Origin of the sequence: Halotalea alkalilenta DSM 17697 (assembly GCF_000621205.1) — a bacterium.
GTDB lineage: Bacteria > Pseudomonadota > Gammaproteobacteria > Pseudomonadales > Halomonadaceae > Halotalea > Halotalea alkalilenta.
Map to the genome: position 1 here is coordinate 1 of NZ_KK211229.1, position 19,311 is coordinate 19,311.

General features: G+C 62.7%; 23 protein-coding genes and 1 pseudogene. 13 read left to right on the top strand and 11 right to left on the bottom strand.

What is annotated here, in order from left to right; genetic code table 11:
• Positions 1-58 precede the first annotated feature (58 nt).
• The 6 genes and pseudogenes from Q376_RS24905 to Q376_RS0114385 form a co-directional block, all read right to left on the bottom strand.
• Complete coding sequence (locus Q376_RS24905) at positions 59-370, bottom strand: hypothetical protein (protein ID WP_155834364.1); 312 nt, start codon at positions 368-370, stop codon at positions 59-61.
• Between the two features lie 482 nt (positions 371-852).
• Positions 853-1,461: pseudogene (locus Q376_RS25425) on the bottom strand (IS30 family transposase); the annotation flags it as partial.
• Between the two features lie 330 nt (positions 1,462-1,791).
• Positions 1,792-2,187: a hypothetical protein gene (locus tag Q376_RS24910; protein ID WP_155834365.1), complete on the bottom strand. Its 396-nt coding sequence runs from the start codon at positions 2,185-2,187 to the stop codon at positions 1,792-1,794.
• 314 nt (positions 2,188-2,501) lie between these two features.
• Positions 2,502-2,918: a hypothetical protein gene (locus Q376_RS24915; RefSeq protein WP_155834366.1), complete on the bottom strand. Its 417-nt coding sequence runs from the start codon at positions 2,916-2,918 to the stop codon at positions 2,502-2,504.
• Between the two features lie 95 nt (positions 2,919-3,013).
• Positions 3,014-3,325, bottom strand: a complete 312-nt coding sequence (locus Q376_RS24920) for a hypothetical protein (protein ID WP_155834367.1) — start codon at positions 3,323-3,325, stop codon at positions 3,014-3,016.
• Positions 3,322-3,609: a hypothetical protein gene (locus tag Q376_RS0114385; protein ID WP_043448080.1), complete on the bottom strand. Its 288-nt coding sequence runs from the start codon at positions 3,607-3,609 to the stop codon at positions 3,322-3,324. The genes Q376_RS24920 and Q376_RS0114385 overlap by 4 nt, the downstream gene beginning before the upstream one ends.
• A gap of 335 nt (positions 3,610-3,944) precedes the next feature.
• Here Q376_RS0114385 and Q376_RS0114390 point away from each other — a divergent pair, with 335 nt between their 5' ends.
• The 10 genes from Q376_RS0114390 to Q376_RS0114435 all read left to right on the top strand — a co-directional run bounded on the left by Q376_RS0114390 (position 3,945) and on the right by Q376_RS0114435 (position 10,996).
• Positions 3,945-4,964 (top strand): arginine N-succinyltransferase, encoded by a 1,020-nt coding sequence (locus Q376_RS0114390; RefSeq protein ID WP_027350888.1) that lies wholly within the window; start codon positions 3,945-3,947, stop codon positions 4,962-4,964.
• A gap of 37 nt (positions 4,965-5,001) precedes the next feature.
• Positions 5,002-6,021, top strand: coding sequence for an arginine N-succinyltransferase (gene astA, locus Q376_RS0114395; protein ID WP_027350889.1), 1,020 nt, complete (start codon positions 5,002-5,004; stop codon positions 6,019-6,021).
• Positions 6,022-6,265: 244 nt separating this feature from the next.
• Entirely contained in the window at positions 6,266-6,856 is a 591-nt protein-coding gene (locus tag Q376_RS0114400) for a helix-turn-helix domain-containing protein (protein ID WP_043448083.1), read from the top strand.
• 96 nt (positions 6,857-6,952) lie between these two features.
• Positions 6,953-7,618: an amino acid ABC transporter permease gene (locus Q376_RS0114405; RefSeq protein WP_027350891.1), complete on the top strand. Its 666-nt coding sequence runs from the start codon at positions 6,953-6,955 to the stop codon at positions 7,616-7,618.
• An 18-nt stretch (positions 7,619-7,636) separates the two neighbouring features.
• Positions 7,637-8,425, top strand: a complete 789-nt coding sequence (locus Q376_RS0114410) for an amino acid ABC transporter ATP-binding protein (RefSeq protein ID WP_027350892.1) — start codon at positions 7,637-7,639, stop codon at positions 8,423-8,425.
• Complete coding sequence (locus Q376_RS0114415) at positions 8,426-9,262, top strand: substrate-binding periplasmic protein (RefSeq protein WP_027350893.1); 837 nt, start codon at positions 8,426-8,428, stop codon at positions 9,260-9,262.
• A 37-nt stretch (positions 9,263-9,299) separates the two neighbouring features.
• Positions 9,300-10,382 carry an arginase family protein gene (locus tag Q376_RS0114420; protein WP_027350894.1) on the top strand — a complete coding sequence of 361 codons (1,083 nt, stop codon included), beginning with the start codon at positions 9,300-9,302 and terminating at the stop codon, positions 10,380-10,382.
• 4 nt (positions 10,383-10,386) lie between these two features.
• Positions 10,387-10,668, top strand: a complete 282-nt coding sequence (locus tag Q376_RS0114425) for a hypothetical protein (RefSeq protein ID WP_155834368.1) — start codon at positions 10,387-10,389, stop codon at positions 10,666-10,668.
• Positions 10,650-10,820, top strand: a complete 171-nt coding sequence (locus tag Q376_RS24925) for a hypothetical protein (protein ID WP_155834369.1) — start codon at positions 10,650-10,652, stop codon at positions 10,818-10,820. The genes Q376_RS0114425 and Q376_RS24925 overlap by 19 nt, the downstream gene beginning before the upstream one ends.
• The gene (locus tag Q376_RS0114435) at positions 10,817-10,996 is read left to right on the top strand and encodes a hypothetical protein (RefSeq protein ID WP_027350896.1); all 180 of its coding nucleotides are present in this window, start codon (positions 10,817-10,819) and stop codon (positions 10,994-10,996) included. The genes Q376_RS24925 and Q376_RS0114435 overlap by 4 nt, the downstream gene beginning before the upstream one ends.
• 15 nt (positions 10,997-11,011) lie before the next feature.
• Here the strand turns inward: Q376_RS0114435 and Q376_RS0114440 are convergent, their stop codons facing one another.
• The 5 genes from Q376_RS0114440 to speB all read right to left on the bottom strand — a co-directional run bounded on the left by Q376_RS0114440 (position 11,012) and on the right by speB (position 17,018).
• Positions 11,012-11,944 carry a 2-hydroxyacid dehydrogenase gene (locus Q376_RS0114440; protein ID WP_027350897.1) on the bottom strand — a complete coding sequence of 311 codons (933 nt, stop codon included), beginning with the start codon at positions 11,942-11,944 and terminating at the stop codon, positions 11,012-11,014.
• On the bottom strand, positions 11,941-12,729 hold the full coding sequence (locus Q376_RS0114445) for a class II aldolase/adducin family protein (RefSeq protein WP_081803581.1): 789 nt from the start codon (positions 12,727-12,729) through the stop codon (positions 11,941-11,943). The genes Q376_RS0114440 and Q376_RS0114445 overlap by 4 nt, the downstream gene beginning before the upstream one ends.
• A gap of 148 nt (positions 12,730-12,877) precedes the next feature.
• Entirely contained in the window at positions 12,878-14,311 is a 1,434-nt protein-coding gene (locus Q376_RS0114450) for an aldehyde dehydrogenase family protein (RefSeq protein WP_027350899.1), read from the bottom strand.
• 2 nt (positions 14,312-14,313) lie between these two features.
• Entirely contained in the window at positions 14,314-15,819 is a 1,506-nt protein-coding gene (locus tag Q376_RS0114455) for a purine-cytosine permease family protein (RefSeq protein WP_027350900.1), read from the bottom strand.
• A gap of 236 nt (positions 15,820-16,055) precedes the next feature.
• Entirely contained in the window at positions 16,056-17,018 is a 963-nt protein-coding gene (gene speB, locus Q376_RS0114460) for an agmatinase (RefSeq protein WP_027350901.1), read from the bottom strand.
• Positions 17,019-17,197: 179 nt separating this feature from the next.
• On the opposite strand from speB, the gene Q376_RS0114465 reads away from it, so the two are divergent.
• The 3 genes from Q376_RS0114465 to Q376_RS0114475 all read left to right on the top strand — a co-directional run bounded on the left by Q376_RS0114465 (position 17,198) and on the right by Q376_RS0114475 (position 19,162).
• The gene (locus Q376_RS0114465) at positions 17,198-18,580 is read left to right on the top strand and encodes a sigma-54 interaction domain-containing protein (protein ID WP_027350902.1); all 1,383 of its coding nucleotides are present in this window, start codon (positions 17,198-17,200) and stop codon (positions 18,578-18,580) included.
• An 80-nt stretch (positions 18,581-18,660) separates the two neighbouring features.
• Positions 18,661-18,912, top strand: a complete 252-nt coding sequence (gene relB, locus Q376_RS0114470) for a type II toxin-antitoxin system RelB family antitoxin (protein ID WP_245598968.1) — start codon at positions 18,661-18,663, stop codon at positions 18,910-18,912.
• The gene (locus Q376_RS0114475; protein ID WP_027350904.1) at positions 18,896-19,162 is read left to right on the top strand and encodes a type II toxin-antitoxin system RelE family toxin; all 267 of its coding nucleotides are present in this window, start codon (positions 18,896-18,898) and stop codon (positions 19,160-19,162) included. Before relB ends, Q376_RS0114475 begins: the two co-directional genes overlap by 17 nt.
• Positions 19,163-19,311: the final 149 nt, after the last annotated feature.

A 19,311-nucleotide genomic window follows, 5' to 3' on the forward strand; every position in this document is an offset into this window, starting at 1 on the left:
AATTTTGAAGCATCAGCGTCATTTTTTGATGGACTGCGCATTCGTCACTTGGCAATTCTCATTCTGCTGCTGGATCCTCACCATGTATGATGACTTTAAACTCTGGCCCCAGTTCTCTTTTCAATTCCCGCAATATCCTCTTTTTCTCCTGCTCGAACCAGATATCGATATCAGGGCTATCAAATGCAGAATCCGGAGGATAATCAGAGTTGAAACTTGAATCATAAACCATCGACCATTTTATAATATCTCGCTTCAAGTCATCTGACAGGGGGAGATCATTAGGATCTATCTCTCCAGGATCCAATCCGGGCGTTTTTTCCCACAACGGATAACAAAAGTACTCTGCGTCCAGCTTTATGATTCTCATTTTATTCTCCCTCTTGGATTGGCGCTGACTATATAGCCATTATCACCTACAGTGATGGCTATGGTATATCTTATCCCGTCTTATTTGTACATATAAATGTTTGGCACTATTCCTTAATGGTCCCTTTTATTATCAAGCATTATATATCCTCCGGTTAGTCCCAATCCAAAATCCTTAACCACTTACATAATTTGATCTTATTTTTCAAGACATCATCATGATCAGCAATATAACCACATACACTTAAAACGCTAAAACATTTTTCAAGTGATCTATATACTCCAATGCGTAATTAATCAATAGTGGATCCAGCCTGTCTTTTAAAGACGCGCCAAAAAATTCAACCCGATCACTTACACTCATAAAATTCTCAAAATTTAACTGACGGCGGTCTCAAGTTCCAAGCGCAACGCTATTGAAGGGTGCTCGGGCCGGGGGACCGACTTCTTGAGCACCTCGGCGAAGAGTTCCAGCGGCGTTCGCTAGCCCAGCGTCTCGCGAAGCAGTGTGTTCAGTGAGTCAGCGATGGCGTCGAGCTCTTCCTGGCTGTAGACCGATAGGTCCGTGCCCTTTGGCAGCTGCTGCCGCAGCAACCCGTTGGTGTTCTCATTGGAGCCCCGCTACCATGGGCTATGCGGATCAGCGAAGTAGATCGCGGTACCGGTCTTCTGAGTGATCTCGGCATACTTCACCATCTCTCTGCCTTGGTCGAAGTTCATGGGCAGGCGCAAGGCCCGCGGCACCTCATCGAGCTTATCACCGAAGACAACTGCCGCCGCTGTGGCGGTGGTTCTATCTACTTTCGCCAGGATTCACCCGTCACTTGGTGTGCTTTACCAGCGTACCGACAGCAGAGCGATTGTTGGCGCCAATAAAGAGGTCTATCTACCAGTGCCAGGCATCAGGCGATCTTCGATCTCAGGAGGCCGCAGATGGATGCTGACCAAGTCTGGAATCTGTTGCCGCCGACCCTTGCCCCGACTGCGCGGACATCGCTTACCTTCGCCCTGCCTGAGACAGACGATCAGCTCCTCCTTCAGCGAGCCACGAGGCATGGCGTAGAGCGCGTTACAGATCGCTTCGTGTGAGACTTGGGTCGACGGCGAGGCCAGCGGCGGGTCAGTTGGGCCCGGAAACCGGCAAGACTGGCATCATACCCCTTGTCAGGCCTGATCGTATGGCGTGCCAGTTCCCCTGAGATGGTGCAGGGCGCACATCCCAATTGCCGCGCGATGGCCGGAATCGAGCGGTGAGTACGCATCAGCATGATGGCGGTTCAGTCTTAAGCAGAGCAGTGATAATGGCAATGAATCATGGCAACACCATATCGAATGGGTTAGGTGATTCACTTGATCATTGATAACGCTGTTCTCAGGCGGCGGTAGAAGTTGCCCTCTCGCGGAAATGGGTCTCGTACTCATTTAATCAACGGGCGGCTGTTTCCGATTTGATGAGGGTAAATCCATTCCATCCCATTCTTTGACCATTAACTCAAATTCTCTTTGAAATATCTCGTTTGCTACAGGATCTTCTTCATGGTAATTGTTCCAAAAATCGTTTTCTAACCAGGCAGACGGAGATAAGATCATTCCCCCGTCTTCTGTCATACTAAGAACCCACCTGTTAGACAACCTGTTATCGACGATTGAAAAATCGTTCGCAGAAAACATGGCAACGCTTTCTTGATAATCAGACCATAAGATGTAAAAAATCCCTTGCGCTGGATGAACCTGAATAGACAACACGACAAGTTCTTGTTCAAGTGGAATCCATGTGGCTGAATTGTGTATTCCATTTTTTTCTTTTGCTACAATCATTGTATTTCTCCTTTCACCTTGAAATCTATGTTCAAATTCAACTCCCCAGTCATTATATTTTTATAAAAATGTATTTGTTTCTTTTGTCCATTTGGGAGTGTTATGGATTCTGTCTTAAACTTCCCCCCATCTGAAATTTTCGATCCATCAGAGGTTAATTCTTTAATGACAATAGGCGAGTTCAAAGTATTTCCCGACAAGGGTATTCTTGCAGAATTATATGCTCCTCCATCAGAGCAATGGAAATAAAACTTACGCCTCCATCTTGAACAATGGGAGAGGTAGCTCTTGAAGGAGCAATTGAATACACGCCTCTATCCGCCCCATGAAATTATCGTAGAAAGAGTCGACTCTGCGAGAGCTATTTTTTCCTCATCCAGCCTTCTACCGGAATCAAGTTGATTAACGAGATCGTGGCTACCTCGTCCAGCGGCAGCGGTTGCAAACGCCTCATTTTTACCAGGATTCTCCCACATCAGCTCTGACAGGTATTTCTTTGCTTCAGAGCTCTTGAGTCCAATTCCTTCAAATGGAGAAACCATCAAGGAAATCACGGCCTCGCCGCAACGCGATGACTGGGCAGCGCAAAATTGAAGGACATCAAAATCCTGGCGCTCGCTCAGTAGCTTGGCACGGCCGATCTCCCGTTCGAAACAACCAGCTTCTGTGCAACGATCAAGTCTCTGGGCAATCTCCTTAAACTGATCGTGATTTAAATAGAAGCGGGGCACCTGGATTCCAAGCGGGATTCAGGTGTCGCAGGCCGCAGAACTTTGAAGCATCAGCATCATTTCCTGGCGGGCCCGCATTCGCGGCTTGGCGACTCTCATTCTGCTGCTAAATCTTCATCATTTGTAAATACCTTGAACTCTGGCCCCAGTTCTCTTTTCAATTCCCGCAATATCCTCTTTTTCTCCTGCTCGAACCAGATATCGGTATCAGGGCTATCAAATGCAGAATTCGCAGGATCAGCGGAATTGAAGCTTGAATTATAAACCTCCGCCCATTCGATAATGTCCCGCTTCAAAACATCTGACAGCGGAAGATCATTAGGGTTGATATCTCCAGGATCCAATCCGGGCGTTTTTTCCCACAGTGGATAACAAAAGTACTCTGCGTTCAGCCTTATGATTCTCACTTTATTCTCCCTCTCGGATTGGCACCGACTATATAGTCATTGTCACCTACAGTGATGGCTGGAGCCCCCTCGGGCGCCTCCATCGGTGTCGCCTCGGGGTTGATCTCGATGCTCCGTTGCAGCGATTCGCGCTGCCGACGCGCGTCATCCAATAGTGATCGCTGGCGCTGCTCGATGATGTCCTGGTCGATGGGGCTGGTCTGGGCGTGCGCTGCACTTGCCACGGCCGATAAAAAACAAGCGAGCGCCATCCCCCTCGATGAAGAGGCCATACGATTCGACATGCGGTGATTCCATCAATTGAGCAGAAGGGAGATCGAGCAGTAACGCTACCGCCAAGCTAGCGGAGGATGGATCCTAGCGAGCAACCATAAAGAGAAACATTCTCATTAAAGTGCTAGAGGATACATTTCGTTACTGTCTTATACAATCCTCACGCCGCCATTCACGCCAACATTGCCAAGTGCATCAAGCACATGTGTGAGTTCGAGTGCGATTCATTCCAAACGAGAGAGATGGAGAATGGACGCACGTCACCTCGCGCGGCCTAAAATGGTGAACACTCCTTCTCGGCCAGAAATGGCGAGAATGATTCATCCTCTAGTCCAGGAACCGTTCGATGAGCGCATCGCCTGCACGCTACCTGCTGCGCCCGGCCGATGAGGCCGATCTGCCGGCGCTCGGGCGTTTCAAAGCGGCGGCGAGTCTCGGGGTCGATGCGCTGCCTGGCGATGACCAGCGGCTCGGTGCGTTGCTCGAGGCCTCGTTGAGGGCTTTAGCTCTCGATGGCGACGAGCGCGGCGGTACTCATCTGTTCATGCTCGACACGCTGGCGGGCGAGACGGTGGGCTGCGCCGGGCTCGAGGACGTGGGTGAGCGGATCGAGCCGTTCTACAGCCTGCGCCGGGATACCTTCGTCCATGCGTCGGTCGCGCTCGACAAGCGCAGCCGGGCGAGTGCGCTGAGCGTCTGTCACGACCTCGCTGGCGCTACGCGATTGACCCGTCAGCACCTGGTTACCACGGACCCGCCATTGCTCGAACTGGCGCTGCGTGGGCGGCTGGCGTTCGCTGCCTGCCATCCGGGGCGGTTCGCGGATGAATTGGTGGCAGAGCTGCCGGGTATGGTCGATGCGCGCGGCCGTTCTCCCTTCTGGGAGGCGATCGGGCGGCACTTCTTTGGTGTCGAGCTCGAGCGCGCCGAGCAGCTGTGCAGCCGTGGTGATCGGCTGTTCTTATCCGAGCTGCTGCCGCTCTATCCGCTCTATGAGTCGCTGATGCCGGCGTCGGTGCGCGAGGCGATCGGGGTCAGCCACCCTCGCGCTCGCGCCACCGAGCGGCTTTTGCTCGAGGAGGGGCTGGAGAAGAGTCGCTATTTCGATGTCTTCGACACCGGGCCCAGCCTGGTCGGGCGCTTCGCGCGGATGCGTACCCTCTGCGCCAAGCGCACGCTGGAACTGGTGAAAATAGAGCAAGCATCGATCCGCGCGCCCGAGCGGCTGATCAGCAACGCCCGGCTGGCCGGTTTTCGCGCGATGTTCGCCGCGGTCGACGAATTCGCCCCTGGGCAGGCCCGGCTCGATGCGCAGAGCGCCGCGGCGCTGGGCCTGGCGCGGGGCGACCGGCTGACGGTCGCATGAGCCGCCGGTACCGTACCCCACCAAAGGAGCGCGAGCGATGATCGTCCGCCCGGTTCGCCAGCAGGATCTCGATGCGCTGCTGCGGCTTGCCCGCAGTGCCGGCACCGGCTTGACCTCTCTGCCCGCCGACCAGCACCGCCTCGCCCAGCGGGTCGAGGCGGCCGAGGCCAGCTTCGCGGGCCGGGTGCCACGTGAAGAAGCCGACTATCTGTTCGTGCTCGAGGACGCCCAACGCTCTGAAGTGGTCGGCATGTGCGGCATCGAGGCCACGGTCGGCAGCCATGAGCCCTGGTACAACTATCGGGTCGGGCTCAGCGTCAGCGCCTCGAGCGCGCTCGGGGTGACCAGCCGGCTGCCGATCCTGTTCATGTCCAACGACCTGTGCGGACGCGCGGAGCTCTGCTCGCTGTTCCTTCACCCCAACCATCGGCGCGGGCTCAACGGCCGGCTGCTATCGAAATCCCGCTTCCTGTTCCTGGCCGAATTCCTCGACCACTTCGGCGAGCGGTTGATCGCCGAGATGCGCGGGGTCAGCGACGAGCGCGGTATCTCGCCCTTCTGGGAGAGCCTCGGGCGCCATTTCTATGCGATGGACTTCTCCGCCGCCGACTACCTCACCGGCACCGGCGAGCGCTCGTTCATCGCCGAGCTGATGCCGCGCTTGCCGATCTACACCTTCATGCTCTCGGCGCAGGCACAGGCGGTGATCGGCAAGGTGCACCCCCATACCGCGCCTGCGCTCAAGATGCTCGAGGAGGAGGGACTGCGCTACTCGGGCTACGTCGACATCTTCGATGCCGGTCCCGTGCTCGAGGGCGATATCGCAGGCCTGCGCAGCGTGCGCGAGAGTATCACCGTGCCGCTCAGGGTCGGCCCCGCGGGTGAAGACGCAGTGCCGTGGCTGCTCCACAACCGCCGGTTCGCCGACTGCCGGATCACCGCCGCCCCGGCGAAGCTCGAGCGGGGCAGCCTGGTGGTCGATGCGACCACCGCGCTCGCGCTTGCCCTGGACGACGGCGCGTCGGTGCGCGCCGTCGAGCTGTTCGACCGACGCTGAGCGCCGCCTCGCGCCAGATCAACTCACTCCCCGTCCTTGCACGCGCCAAGACCGTGCAGTTTTTAAGCTCGATACCTCTGTAAAGCGCCGGATCGCCGGGCATCTCGTCCTGGCATGACAATTGCTTTCATTAAAATCAAGTTACTTGACTGGGCATACAAGACTTTCCCCAGCTGGCGCTCACTTGCCTAAAAGGAAACCGTCTCCATGCCGTCGTCATTCAGTTAGCGCGAGGCAGTTATCGATGAGCATTACGGATACCGGGTCGGCCCACGTCGCCGATCTCGACGGCGACGAGCTGGGCGCGCGAGTGCGCCATGCGCGCCTGGCGCACAAGCTGACGCTCAAGGCGGTGGCGGAGAAAGCCCACTGCTCCGAAAGCCAAGTGTCGAAGGTCGAGCGCGGCCTGGTGATGCCATCGCTTGCGATGCTGCATCGCTTGGCGATGGCGGTGAACACCAACGTCTCCGACCTGATCGGTACGGCCTCGGCAAGCGGGCCGATCCTGCGGCAGGGGGAGCGCCTGGTCTCGGAGTTCGATCCCTCCAACGGCGTGCGCCTGGAACGGCTCGACGGCGCATCGCGCGGCAGCCTGCTCCAAGCGCACATCCATATTATCCCACCCGGGGCGAAGAGCGATGGGCAGATCAACCACATCGGCGAGGAGGTCGGCTACGTGCTCGAGGGCACCATCCTGCTCACCCTTGGCGACCAGGCGCACGTGCTGAACCGCGGCGACGCTTTCCATTTCTCGAGCCATGAGCCCCATGGCTACGAGAACATCGGCGAAGGCACTGCGCGGATCCATTGGGTCAATACCCCTGCCACCTTCTGATTCCCACCACTTCGAGTAGAGCGCAGACCAAAGCCAGGTTCCATCGATACAACCAGCCCTCCAAGCGACAACGACAACTAACGCGAGGACGCATCGATGCAGTACGAATGGCAGTTCCACCTCATCTACAACTATTGGCCGGTGTTCGCTCGAGGCGCGCTGGCGACGCTCGAAATCACGCTCGGCGCCACCGTGCTGGGCCTTCTCATCGGGCTGCCGGTGGGCGTGATGCGCACCGCGCGCTCGCCGTGGCTGCGCCTGCCGTTTTCGATCTACGTCGAATTCTTCCGCGCCACCCCCGCGCTGGTGCAGATCGTCTGGCTCTACTACTGCTTCCCGATCCTGTTCGGCTTCAAGCTCGACGCCACCGCCACGGTCATCGTCGCACTCGGCATCCACTCCGGCGCCTACATCGCCGAGATCGTCCGCGCCGGGATCAACGCGGTCGACCGTGGCCAGTTCATGGCCGCCCGAGCGATCGGCATGCCCTACATCAAGATGCTCAGGCGAATCATCCTGCCGCAGGCGATCGAGAAGATGATCCCGCCGTTCATCAACGAGTTCGCCAACCTGATGAAGCTCTCGACCCTGGGTTCGATGATCGCCGTCTACGAACTGCTGCAGGAGTCGAACAACCTGATCGCCACGATCTATCGCCCGCTCGAGGTCTACACCTTCCTCGCGCTGGTCTTCTTCGTCATCACCTTCCCCTGGATCTGGCTATCCAGGCGGCTCGAGAACCGCATGCGCCAAAGCGCCTGACCCCTGGGAGGCTTCATCGTGCTCAGCATCAAACAACTGACCAAGGCCTACGGCGCGCATACGGTGCTCGACGAGATCGACCTCGAGATCGCCACCAAGGATGTGGTAGCCGTCATCGGCCCCAGCGGCTCGGGCAAGAGCACCTTGCTCAAGTGCATCAACTTCCTCGAGCCCTACCAGCAGGGAGAAGTGCGCTTCGAGGGACAGTGCGTCGGCTACCGGGAGGCCGCGGGAAAACGCCGCGAGGCCTCGGACCGAGTGATCAACCGCCAGCGCGCGCGCATCGGCATGGTGTTCCAGAACTTCAATCTGTTCGGCCACATGAGTGTGCTCGACAACCTGATCGAGGGCCCCATCCAGGTCCTCCATGAACCTAGGGCGAGCGCTATCGAGCGGGCCGAGCGGCTGCTCGACAAGGTCGGTCTGCTCGACAAACGCGACCAGCGCCCCTCCAGGCTCTCCGGCGGGCAGCAGCAGCGCGTGGCGATAGCCCGCGCCCTGGCGATGCGCCCGAGCCTGATGCTGTTCGACGAGCCGACCTCGGCGCTCGACCCCGAGCTGGTCGGAGAAGTGCTGGCGACGATGCGCCAGCTCGCCGAAGAGGGCATGACCATGCTGATCGTCACCCATGAAATGGAGTTCGCCCGCGAGGTCGCAACGCGCGTGGTGTTCATGGAGGACGGCCGGATCGTCGAGGAGAACGCCCCCGAGCGGCTGTTCGTCTCACCGGAAAACCCAAGAACACGGGCATTCCTCGCCCGCGTGCTGCGTCATCACGGCCACCACAACCATAACGGAGCCCGCTGAATGAAACGCCTCAACCTTCTCTTCACCATCGCGCTGATGGTGCTGACCATGCTCGCCAGCGCCGCGCCTGTGCAGGCGGCGGGTGAGCTCGCCCGGATCACCCAACGAGGCGAGCTGCGCATCGGCTACGTACCCTCGCCGCCAGGCACGGCCAAGGACCCACGCAGCGGCGAGCTGACCGGCTTCTATGTCGACATCGCACGCAACATCGCCGACCAGATGGGGGTCGAGCCGGTTTTCATCGAAACCACCTGGGCCAACTTCGTCGCCGGCCTGCAGTCGGATCAGTTCGACGTCTCGATCGCCGCCACCTTCGCCACGGTCAAGCGCGCGATGGCGGTCGACTTCACCCGTCCGCTTTTCTACCTCGGCAGCGTGGCGATGGTCGGCAAGGACGATACCCGCTTCGATTCGATCGAGCAGATGAACGATCCCAGCGTGCGCATCGCGGTGATCCAAGGCACCGCCGCCGAGGACTTCGTCCGCCGCTCGATCCCCGAGGCCCAGCTGGTCTCCCTGGCCACCGGCAACCTCACCGCCGGCTTCATGGAAGTGGTCTCGGGTCGTGCCGACGTGAGCTTCGAGGATGCCTTCACGGCCTCTCAGTTCGCCGCGCAGCAGCCCAGCGTCAAGGTGCTGTTCGCCGACGATCCGGTGTTCTTCCTGCCGATCGCCTGGACGGTGAAACAGGGCAACGCGGAGCTCAAGTCCGTATTCGACATCGCCCTCCAGGACCTACTGATGTCGGGCCAGCTCGACCGCATCGTCGGCGCCTACCTGGAGGGAGGACGCTTCGTCGACCAGCCCAACCTGCGCGACTTCCCGGCGAGCCTTTGACTGCGATCACCCCGAACTGCGATGAGGAGAACACCTAATGCCGCACTACCCCAGCTGGGAACAGACCCTTGCCGGCAAGCACTGGCGCAGTACCCACTTCCCGAGGATCAGGGAGGACATGCCGACCTTCCTCGGCGTGCCCTATGCGATTCGCGATGAGGACCTGGAGGGCGCTGACGTGGTCATCATCGGCGCACCTTTCGCTGCCGGATGGGGCAAGAAGTACAGCGGCGTCGACAAGGCCGAGTGGCTCACCGCCACCACCAGGATCCGCCAGCAATCGATACGCTATCGCGGCGGCTACGTGCAGGAGTTCGATCTCGACATCTTCGAGCACCTCAAGGTCGTCGACTACGGCGATGTCGATCTGCCGCTCGAGGCCAGCTACGAAGGCACCGTCGAACGCATCCTCGAGGCCCAGGCCGCGGTCGAGCGCAAGGTCCGGGCAGCGCTCGACGCGGGCGCGGTGCCGCTGGTGGTCGGGCAGAACTCACCTTGCGCCTCCTACGCCATCGGCCGCCCGGTCGCCGAGCGCCACGCGGGGCCGATCGGGATGGTCAGCCTCGATACCCATTGGGATGCGTGGCCCTACGACTGGGCGACGATGAGCCCGCATATCGCCGGTTCGACCAACTGGAAGGACAAGCTCTACCGCGACTGTCCCAACTTCAGCATTCCCAACCTGGTCGAGATCGGCGAGCGCGGCATGCTCGAAGACCCCGAAGTGGTCCGGCGCTTCGTCCGCGAGGGCTGCAACTTCATGCCGATGTGGAAGATCCGCACCGAGCTCGGGATCGAGGGGGTGATCGACAACCTCGACCAGGCCTGGAACGGCACCGACGCGGTATATGCCCACTTCGACATGGACGTGCTGGGCGGCGCCGGGCCAGCCGAGGGCGACCTGCTCGGCGAGCTGGCCGAACCGATCGGGATGACCGACTACGAGGCGATCCGCATCGCTCATGAGGTCGGCAGAAGAGGCTGCGCCGGGCTTTCGTTTCTGTGCATTCCGCCGGGCTCGGCGGTGATGTACCGGGTGATCGTCTATGCGATCACCTACTTCCTCGCAGGCCTTGCGCTGCGCAAGGCGACGGCCACGGATGGAGCGCGCGGAGCCTGAGCCGATGAAGATCGTCACCGACAACGTGATCAACGATCTGCGTGCGCTGGCGAAGATCGGCGCCAGCGGCGCGGGGCTTACGCGTATCGCGCTCTCGGACGCGGACATGGCGGCCCGGCGCTGGCTGATGGAGCGGATGTCACAGGTCGGGCTCGAGCCGCGCCTCGACTCGGTCGGCAACGTCCACGGCCGGATGCCCGGTGTCACCCAGGCGGTGCTGGTCGGCTCCCACCTCGATAGCGTTCCCGGCGGCGGCTGGCTCGACGCATGCACGGGCGGCAGCTAGAGACCCTCGAGCGCGAGCGCTACCTCGCCTATTTCGAGGCGCATATCGAGCAAGGACCCAGGCTCGACGCCGGCCGGGCGGCGCTGCATTTCGCGGTGGAGTGCGAACGAGCGCTGGCCGAGGCGGATGGCCAACGCCCGCCGCTTCGATGAGCACTTCCTCAACCAGTGCCGCGCGCACCGCACGGCCGGCCCAGGGCGGCTGGAGCATCTTCGTCGCCACCTGGCACAAGAGCGAGATCAGGACCGCGACGGCGTATCGCAACGTGCTCAGCGGCGTGCTCGAAGCGCCGGTGCCGGTGTTCTGGGCCCTCGACAAGCAGGACTGAGTCGAACCTCGCCGCTCAGTAGCCCCGCGACGGATCGATCCGGTTGAGCAGCGCCTCGCCCCGTTCGAGCCGGTGGATGTTGGCGACGACCTGGGCGGCGATGGTGTCGAGGCTTGAGGCGGAGGCCATGTGCGGGGTGATGATCACCCGGTGATCCCGCCACAGCGGGTCATCCTCGGGCAGCGGCTCGCGTTCGAAGACGTCGAGCAGCGCGCCGCGCAGCTGGCCCTGGTCGAGGGCGGCGCGGAGATCATCGCGAACCAGGTGCTCGCCGCGGCCCAGGTTGATCACCGCCGCATCCCGGGCGAGGCGGGCGAAGGTCGCGCGGCCGAGGATGCCGCGGGTCGCCTCGGTGAGCGGCAGCAGGCAGACCAGGATATCGAGGCCGTCGAGAAAGGCGTCGAACGCCTCCTCGCCGGCGAAGCAGGCCACGCCATCGAGGCGCTTGGCGCTGCGCGCCCAGCCGCGCACGCTGAAGCCCTGGGCGGCGAGCGCTTGGGCGGCGTGGGCGCCGAGCGCGCCGAGGCCCATCACCCCGACCCTGCAGCCACTGGCCTCGCGCTGCACCGGCCAGTGCCAGCGGTGGCGAGCGCGATCGGCGAATACCTGATCCAGGCGGCGGTGGTAGTGGAGCACGGCCCAGAGCACGAACTCGGTCATTCCCAGGCGTTGGTCGGGGTCGACCATTCTGCATATCGGCACCTGCGCCGGCAGGCTCGGGTCAGCGAACAGGTGGTCACAGCCGGCGGCGATCGAATGGACCAGGCGCAGCCGAGGCAGCCTGGCGAAACTGCCCGGCGGCGGATACCAGCACAGCGCGATTTCGGCATCGTCGAGGGTTTCGCCCGGCGCCAGCGTCACCACCTCGATCGAAGGGTCGACCCGCGGCAGCTGCGCTGCGAGCGACGAAAGCGTCGCACCGCGCCCAACCAGTGCGACTCGGCTCATGAACAGTAGTCCTCGCGCTGATCGGTGATCAGCTCGAGCGCGGCCTGCCAGGCGAGCTGGGCGATCTCCTGCTCGCCTTCAGCCTGGAACTGCTCGGCGGTATGGCGACACACCTCCTCGCTCGGCAGGTTCAACGGGCGGCCGCCCGCGAGGGCCTGGACCTGGGCCTGGCAGGCACGTTCGAGAAAATAGATCTCCATGAACGCACAGGCGACGTCGGCACCGCCGGCGAGCAGCCCGTGATTGCGCAGGATCATCGCGTTGTGGCTGCCGAGATCGCGGACCAGGCGCTCCCGCTCGGCGATGTCCAGCGCGATGCCCTCGTACTGGTGGTAGGCGAGATGGCCGTAGAACTTCAGCGCATGCTGGGTGATCGGCAGCAGCCCCTCGGCCTGGGCCGCTATCGCCATCCCGGCGGCGGTATGGGTGTGGATAACGCAATCCAGGTCGGGGCGTGCGGCGTGGATCGCCGAGTGGATCACGAAGCCCGCGACGTTGACCTTCGCCCCTGGCTCGAGCGCGTCGACCACCTGGCCCTCATGATCGATCTTGACCAGGGTCGAGGCACGCATGCGTTCGAACGGCACACCGTAGCGGTTGATCAAGAAGTGACCAGGCTCACCCGGCACTCTGAGCGTCAGGTGGGTGTCGATCAGGTCGGTCATCCGATAGTAGGCGATGAGCCGATAGAGCGCGGCGAGCTGGCAGCGCGCCTCCCACTCGGCGCCGCCGACCCGCTCGCGCAGCCGCGCTGCCTGCGGGGTGAAAGTGAATTCGGCACTCATGATGCCTCTCCTTGGTCACTAGCGATGGTTTGGCCCCCGGTCCGGCTGGATCATGCTGGACAGCGCGCCGAGCAGTGGCACCAGCATACCGCCAACCAGCGGGTCATAGGCGACCAATGTCGAAGGCTTGGCCGCGCAAGCAGCGGCTTCAACCCAGACAGCGAGTCACGTGCTTGACCGATTGGTAGGCGGCCAGCCCCCAGGGGCCGAGTTCGCGACCGATGCCGCTGCCCTTGGTGCCACCCCAGGAGGTCTCGACGAATACCACCTGGATCGAATTGATCCACACATGGCCGACCTCCAGCGCCGCGGCGACCCGCTCGGCGCGCTGCAGGTCAGCGCTGGCGACGGTGGCGACCAGGCCAAAGCGGCTGTCGTTGGCCAGGGCTATCGCCTCTGCTTCGCTGTCGAAGCGCCGGGCACAGAGTACCGGGCCAAAGATTTCCTCGGTCCATAGCCGGCTTTCGGTAGGCACGCCGGCATAGAGCGTCGGCGCGACGAACCAGCCCGGCCGTTCCAGAGGCGTGCCGCCGGCCAGGCAGTTCAGCCGTTCCTCCTGCCCGATGGCGAGGTACTCGCTGACCTTGCGCCACTGCGCTGCGCTGCTCAGCGGGCCCATGTCGATCTCTTCGTCGAACGGGCTGCCGACCCGCAGCGCGTCCAGCGCCTCGGCCAGGCGGGGCAAGAGCGCATCGGCAATGCCCTGCTGAACCAGCAGGCGCGATGTCGCCGAGCACATCTGTCCGGCGTTCCAGCAGATACCGGCGATGATCCATTCGATGGCCTGGTCGAGATCGCAGTCGTCGAACACGATGATCGCTGACTTGCCACCGAGCTCTAGCGTCACCGGCCGGCAATGCTCGGCAGCGCTATGCATGACGCGGCTGCCCACGGCATTGCTGCCGGTAAAGGAGAGCTTGTCGAGCCCGCTATGGGCGCTCAGCGCCGCGCCGACTTCAGCCTTGCCGCCGACGATGTTCAGCACACCCGCGGGCAGGCCCAGCTGGTCGGCTATCTGGCCGTAGGTCCGCTCGATCAGCGGGGTGACCTCGGAAGGTTTCAGCACCAGGGTGCAACCGGCCGCCAGGGCTGGGGCGATCTTCCAGGCACTGGTCACCAGGGGGAAGTTCCAGGGCACGATCAGGCCAACCACGCCGATCGCTTCCAGCCGCGTGTGCGAGCTGAAGCCGGACGCTGCCAAGGCGACCTGGCGGCTCTGCTGCTCGATCAGGCGTTCGGCGAGATCGGCGTAATAGGCGAAGGTCGCCACGGCATCGTCGATGTCCACCTCGGCCTCGCGGCGCGGCTTGCCATTGTTGCGCATCTGCAGCTCGACCAGGGCGTCGCGTTGCCCGTCGATGGCTTCGGCGAAGCCACGCAGGTAGCGGGCACGCTCGTCCGGTGCGCTGTTTTTCCAGGCGGGTAGGGCCTGGCGAGCGGCAGCCACGGCCTCGTCGACCTGGCCCGTGCTGGCGGCACGCAGCTCGGCGAAAGGCTGGGCGATGGATGGATCGAAAACGCTGAGCATGTCAGTGCCTTTGCCTGCGGCCCAGCGGCCAGCGATGTAGTGAGGCGTGTTCATGGTCATACTCGTGCCGCGGGCTTGCTGGTGGGCGTGGCTGCCGCGGTGCTTTCCCGGCGTACCCAGCGCGGTCCGGCGGGGCCGTAGACGTTGGCCGGCTCGGGGAACAGGTTGAGCAGGGCGAGATAGAGCACGGCGGCCATGCCCAGGGTGATCGGCAGGCTGACATCGATGCCGCTGGCCAGCTCGCCCAACGGGCCGACGAACTGGCCGGGCAGGTTGACGAAGCACAGGCCCACCGCCGCGCTGGGAATCCAGGCACCGAGGCCGCGCCAGTTCCAGCCGTGGTGGAACCAATAGCGGCCACCACGCTGGCCGCGGGTGAACACCTGCAGGTCATCGGCGTGATAGCAGCCACGGCGCACGACCAGGCCGAGGATCATGATCACCATCCACGGGCTGGTGCAGGTGACGATCAACACGGCGAAGGTCGACACGCTCTGCACCAGGTTGAAGGCGAAGCGGCCGATGAAGATGAAGGCGATCGCAGCCACGCCGATCAGCAGGGTGGCGACGGCGCGGCTCATCAGCCGTGGGAACAGGCTCGACATGTCCAGCCCGGTGCCGTACAGCGCCGTAGTGCCAGTGGACATGCCGCCGATCACGGCGATCAGGCACACCGGCAGGAAGAACCAGGTGGGCGAGATGGCCAGCAGGCCGCCGACGTAGTTGTTGGCCTCGATGTACTGCGGCGCCAGGGTCGCCACCAGGGTGGCGGTGCACAGGCCGAAGAGGAAGGGGATCAGGGTGCCGGCCTGGGCGGCGAGCACTGCCAGCATGATGCGCCGCTTGGGTGTGTGCCGCGGGATGTAGCGCGACCAGTCACCGAGGAAGGCGCCGAATGAGACCGGGTTGCTCATCGCCAGCAGCGCGGCGCCGATGAACGCCGCCCAGAAGCCCGGCTGCTCGAGGCCGACGATGCCGGGGTAGCCCGCGTCGAAAGCCCCGGCAAAGGCGAAGAGACCGAGCAGGAACAGCAGGCTCGAGGCCCATACCGCGATCTTGTTGACCCACAGCATGAAGCGGAACCCGTAGATGCACACCACCAGCACCAGCACGGCGAACAGCCCGTAGGCCAGGCCCAGGGTCAGGTCGTTTTCCGGCAGGCCGATCAGCCGCTTGGCGCCGCCGACCAGGGCATCGCCGGAGCTCCACACCGACAGCGAGAAGAACGCCACGGCGGTGAGCAGTGACAGGAAGGAGCCGACGATGCGCCCATGCACGCCGAAGTGGGCACCGGAGGACACGGCGTTGTTGGTGCCGTTGAGCGCCCCGAACAGACCCATGGGGGCGAGAATCAGCGCGCCCACCGTCACCCCGAGGACGATCGCCCACACGCCGGCCTGGAACGACAGGCCGAACAGCACCGGGAAGCTGCCCAGTACCGCGGTGGCGAAGGTGTTGGCACCGCCGAAGATCAGCCGGAACAGATCGATGGGGGTGGCATCGCGTTGGCTGTCGGGGATCTGCTCGACCCCGAAGGTTTCGATACGCGTCGCGTGGCTCATGTGTTTCTCCAGCACCTATCACGATTTTTATAAGGCCGGCGCAGGCACGCAGACCCCGTTATTCACCCCCGACAGTCATCGGGTGGTGGTGCATTGGCGGTGCGGCGGGGCCGCGAGGAACCTAGAGGACTCCAAACCCGCGAAGGGACATCCGGTACGACGAGCATCGAATGCCTCGCGCGAGCCTTCCTGCTTTCAACCGCCGCTTGGCGCCGCTCGCACTTCGTCCACGCGGGTCATCGGCGAATGACACCCGGCAGGATGCAGAGCATTTCGAACAGCAGGTTGGCAGCGACTACCGCGGTCTGGCCGTGCGGGTCGTAAGGCGGCGAGACCTCGACGAGGTCGCCACCGACGATCTCGAGCCCGTAGGCGCCGCGGATGATCTCCAGCGCCTGGGGAATGGTCAGCCCGCCGATCTCGACCGTGCCAGTGCCCGGGGCGTAGGCGGGATCGAGGCTGTCGATGTCGTAGGAGAAGTAGACCGGGCCGCTGCCGAGCTTGGCACGGACCTCGGCCATCAGCGGGGTCAACGACTTGTGCCAGCACGCCTCGGCGGGCACCACCATGAAGCCTTGGTCACGCCCCCAATCGAACTCATCGGCGGCGTAGCCGGTGCCACGCAGGCCGATCTGCACCGTCCGCTGGGGATCTATCAGCCCCTCCTCGACCGCGCGCCGGAACGGCGTGCCGTGGGCGATCTTCTCACCGAACATCTGGTCATTGACGTCGGCGTGGGCGTCGACGTGGATCAGCCCGACCGGCCCGTGCTTCTTCGCCATCGCCCGCAGGATCGGCAGGGTCAGGGTGTGGTCTCCGCCCAGCGTCAGCGGCACGCAGGGATGGGCGAGAATCCCATCGTAGTGGCGCTCGATGATCTCGACGCTCTTCTTCAGATCGAAGGTGTTGATCGGCACGTCGCCGATGTCGGCGATCTGCAACGACTGAAACGGCGCGGCCCGGGTGGCCATGTTGAACGGACGCAGCATGCGCGACTCGTCGCGGATCTGGCGCGGCCCGAAGCGGGTGCCGGGACGGTTGGACGTGCCGATGTCCATCGGGATGCCGACGAAGGCGACATCGAGCCCGCGGGCGTCCGCCTGGGTCGGCAGGCGCATCATCGTCGCCGGGCCGCCGAAGCGCGGCATTTCATTGCCGCCGAGCGGCTGGTTGAAATCGTGGGAGGTCGAAGCGGTCATGGGGGGTTCCTGTATTTGGTCTTGTTGTTCTTATCCAGCAGGAAGCGTGCCAACCTTCGAGTCGTTTTAAATCAACTACTTGAGTCAACTCCGATTCAAATAGGTATCAGCGGCGGCGTTTTGCCGATACGTTGATGAATCATTGATCCAGTATTGAATCGAATCACTGAGAAGGTGCCATGCCGACCACCACCGCATCCATCGACAGTGCGACGCTCGAGGTACTGTTCGAGGCCTCGCACGATCACCTGGTACTGACCGATGCCAGCGGGCGAATCCTCCGTGCGAGCCCCAGCGCCTGCGCGGTCTATGGCCTGTCGATGCAGGCGCTGAGCGAAAGCAACGTGCATACGCTCGAGGCGCAGGGCGTATTCGCCCCCTCGGTGACACGCAAGGTGCTGGCGAGCCAGCGCGCCGAACAGGTGCTGCAAACCACGCCCACCGGACGGCGGGTGCTCGCCGAAGCCTATCCGGTGCGGGTCGACGGCAGGCTGGTACGAGTGATCAGCCGCTCGCGTGACCTCACCGACCTCGAGCAGGAGTACGCCGAGCTCCAACGCCAGCTCGATGCCCAGCTGCGCGAACCCGAACAGCCGCCGACGCTCGAGGGGATAGAAGCCTCGAGCCCAGCGATGCGCCGGCTGGTGACGCTGCTGGCGCGGGTGGCGGCCACCCGCGCCAGCATCGTGCTGCTCGGCGAATCCGGGGTCGGCAAGACCGCTTTGGCCCGGCAGGTGCACCGCCAGAGCGAGCGGGCCGGTGGCCCGTTCGTCGAAGTCAACTGCGCAGCGATCCCGGAGACCCTGTTCGAGTCGGAGATGTTCGGCTATCTGCCCGGCGCGTTCAGCGGCGCCGCGCGCCAGGGCAAGCCGGGGCTGCTCGAACAGGCCGACGGCGGCACCCTGTTCCTCGATGAGATCGGCGAGCTCGGTCTCGGCATGCAGTCCAAACTGCTCAAGGTGCTCCAGGACGGCATGGTGATGCGCCTGGGCGATACCCGTGCGCGCCAGCTGGACTTCAGGCTGATCGTCGCGACCCATCGAGACCTTGCCAGAGAGGTCGAAGAAGGGCGCTTCCGGCTCGACCTCTACTACCGGCTCAACGTAGTGCCCGCCTGGATACCGCCGCTGCGCGAGCGGCGCGAGGAGATTCCCGCCCTGGTCGAGCGCCAGCGCGCGCGGCTCAAGCAGCGCTACGGCCTGGAGCTGTCGCTGGACGCACGCCAGTGGGGCTACCTGATGAGCCACGCCTGGCCCGGCAACGTACGCGAACTGGAAAACCACCTCGAACGCCTCTGCCTGGCCGGGGACACCGCTCTCGCGCCCTCTTCCCCGCCGACTGCCGACCCTGCCCCGCCACCGGCGCTCGACGAGCTCGAGACCGAGAGCCTCGATCTCGCCACCGCGCTCGACGCCACCGAGCGCCGGCTGCTCGAACGCGCCCTCACCCAGGGCGGCGGCACCCGCGCCATCGCTCGACGCCTCGGCATCAGCCAGCCGAGCGTGGTGCGCAAACTGGCCAAGCACGGGCTCAACCGCAGGCGCCCGGATGCCGATGAGTGAAAGCGCGAGGCGATGGTGCTCGAACCACCCTCGTGACACTCACCAGAGCTATCACCGAAGGCTGAAAGAGGATACATTGAATGCATGTATTCACTCACTCCGAGCACGACATGGCCACCAGCATTCGCCTATCGATCGAGACGGAACAACGCCTGAACCACCTGGCCGAGGCCACCAGACGCTCCAAGGCCTTCTATCTGCGCAAGCTGATCGAAGACAACCTCGACGAGTTGGAAGATGTCTACCTGGCGGAGCGCACCCTGGAGCGCATCCGTCAGGGTGAGGAAGAGACCCTGAGCCACGAAGCGTTCTGGCATGAAGTGGAAGGTTGAATACGCAAGTTCGGTCCAGAAGGAGATCCGTCAGTTGGACCCGCAGACCAGACAACGCATACGCACCTACATGGAGCAGCGGCTGATGACCATCGCCGACCCGCGCCAGCTCGGCAAACCGCTGAAGGGCCAGTTCTCCACCCTATGGCGCTACCGGGTAAGTGACTATCGGATCGTCTGCGATCTCGATGATCACGTCTTGACCATCCTTGTACTCAGAGTGGCCCACCGTCGGCAGGTATACGACTGATCTTCTTCCTTGATGCCCGGGTGACTGGCTTGCTTCGTCCAAGCAAGGCGCAACCGGCGGCGGTGAGGCCGTGGTTCGACACGGGCCTCCATGATGGCTCGCAAGATGGCTCAAGTCGGCGAAGGCCCGGCTCACCACGAACGGATGGG

Bases quoted from the DNA above. Each gene is read 5' to 3' on its own strand.
- Q376_RS24905 (WP_155834364.1), bottom strand. From the start codon at position 370: ATGAGAATCATAAAGCTGGACGCAGAGTACTTTTGTTATCCGTTGTGG.
- Q376_RS24910 (WP_155834365.1), bottom strand. From the start codon at position 2,187: ATGATTGTAGCAAAAGAAAAAAATGGAATACACAATTCAGCCACATGG.
- Q376_RS0114385 (WP_043448080.1), bottom strand. From the start codon at position 3,609: ATGTCGAATCGTATGGCCTCTTCATCGAGGGGGATGGCGCTCGCTTGT.
- Q376_RS0114390 (WP_027350888.1), top strand. From the start codon at position 3,945: ATGAGCGCATCGCCTGCACGCTACCTGCTGCGCCCGGCCGATGAGGCC.
- astA (WP_027350889.1), top strand. From the start codon at position 5,002: ATGATCGTCCGCCCGGTTCGCCAGCAGGATCTCGATGCGCTGCTGCGG.
- Q376_RS0114400 (WP_043448083.1), top strand. From the start codon at position 6,266: ATGAGCATTACGGATACCGGGTCGGCCCACGTCGCCGATCTCGACGGC.
- Q376_RS0114405 (WP_027350891.1), top strand. From the start codon at position 6,953: ATGCAGTACGAATGGCAGTTCCACCTCATCTACAACTATTGGCCGGTG.
- Q376_RS0114415 (WP_027350893.1), top strand. From the start codon at position 8,426: ATGAAACGCCTCAACCTTCTCTTCACCATCGCGCTGATGGTGCTGACC.
- Q376_RS0114420 (WP_027350894.1), top strand. From the start codon at position 9,300: ATGCCGCACTACCCCAGCTGGGAACAGACCCTTGCCGGCAAGCACTGG.
- Q376_RS0114425 (WP_155834368.1), top strand. From the start codon at position 10,387: ATGAAGATCGTCACCGACAACGTGATCAACGATCTGCGTGCGCTGGCG.
- Q376_RS24925 (WP_155834369.1), top strand. From the start codon at position 10,650: ATGCACGGGCGGCAGCTAGAGACCCTCGAGCGCGAGCGCTACCTCGCC.
- Q376_RS0114435 (WP_027350896.1), top strand. From the start codon at position 10,817: ATGAGCACTTCCTCAACCAGTGCCGCGCGCACCGCACGGCCGGCCCAG.
- Q376_RS0114440 (WP_027350897.1), bottom strand. From the start codon at position 11,944: ATGAGCCGAGTCGCACTGGTTGGGCGCGGTGCGACGCTTTCGTCGCTC.
- Q376_RS0114445 (WP_081803581.1), bottom strand. From the start codon at position 12,729: ATGAGTGCCGAATTCACTTTCACCCCGCAGGCAGCGCGGCTGCGCGAG.
- Q376_RS0114450 (WP_027350899.1), bottom strand. From the start codon at position 14,311: ATGAACACGCCTCACTACATCGCTGGCCGCTGGGCCGCAGGCAAAGGC.
- Q376_RS0114455 (WP_027350900.1), bottom strand. From the start codon at position 15,819: ATGAGCCACGCGACGCGTATCGAAACCTTCGGGGTCGAGCAGATCCCC.
- speB (WP_027350901.1), bottom strand. From the start codon at position 17,018: ATGACCGCTTCGACCTCCCACGATTTCAACCAGCCGCTCGGCGGCAAT.
- Q376_RS0114465 (WP_027350902.1), top strand. From the start codon at position 17,198: ATGCCGACCACCACCGCATCCATCGACAGTGCGACGCTCGAGGTACTG.
- relB (WP_245598968.1), top strand. From the start codon at position 18,661: ATGCATGTATTCACTCACTCCGAGCACGACATGGCCACCAGCATTCGC.
- Q376_RS0114475 (WP_027350904.1), top strand. From the start codon at position 18,896: ATGAAGTGGAAGGTTGAATACGCAAGTTCGGTCCAGAAGGAGATCCGT.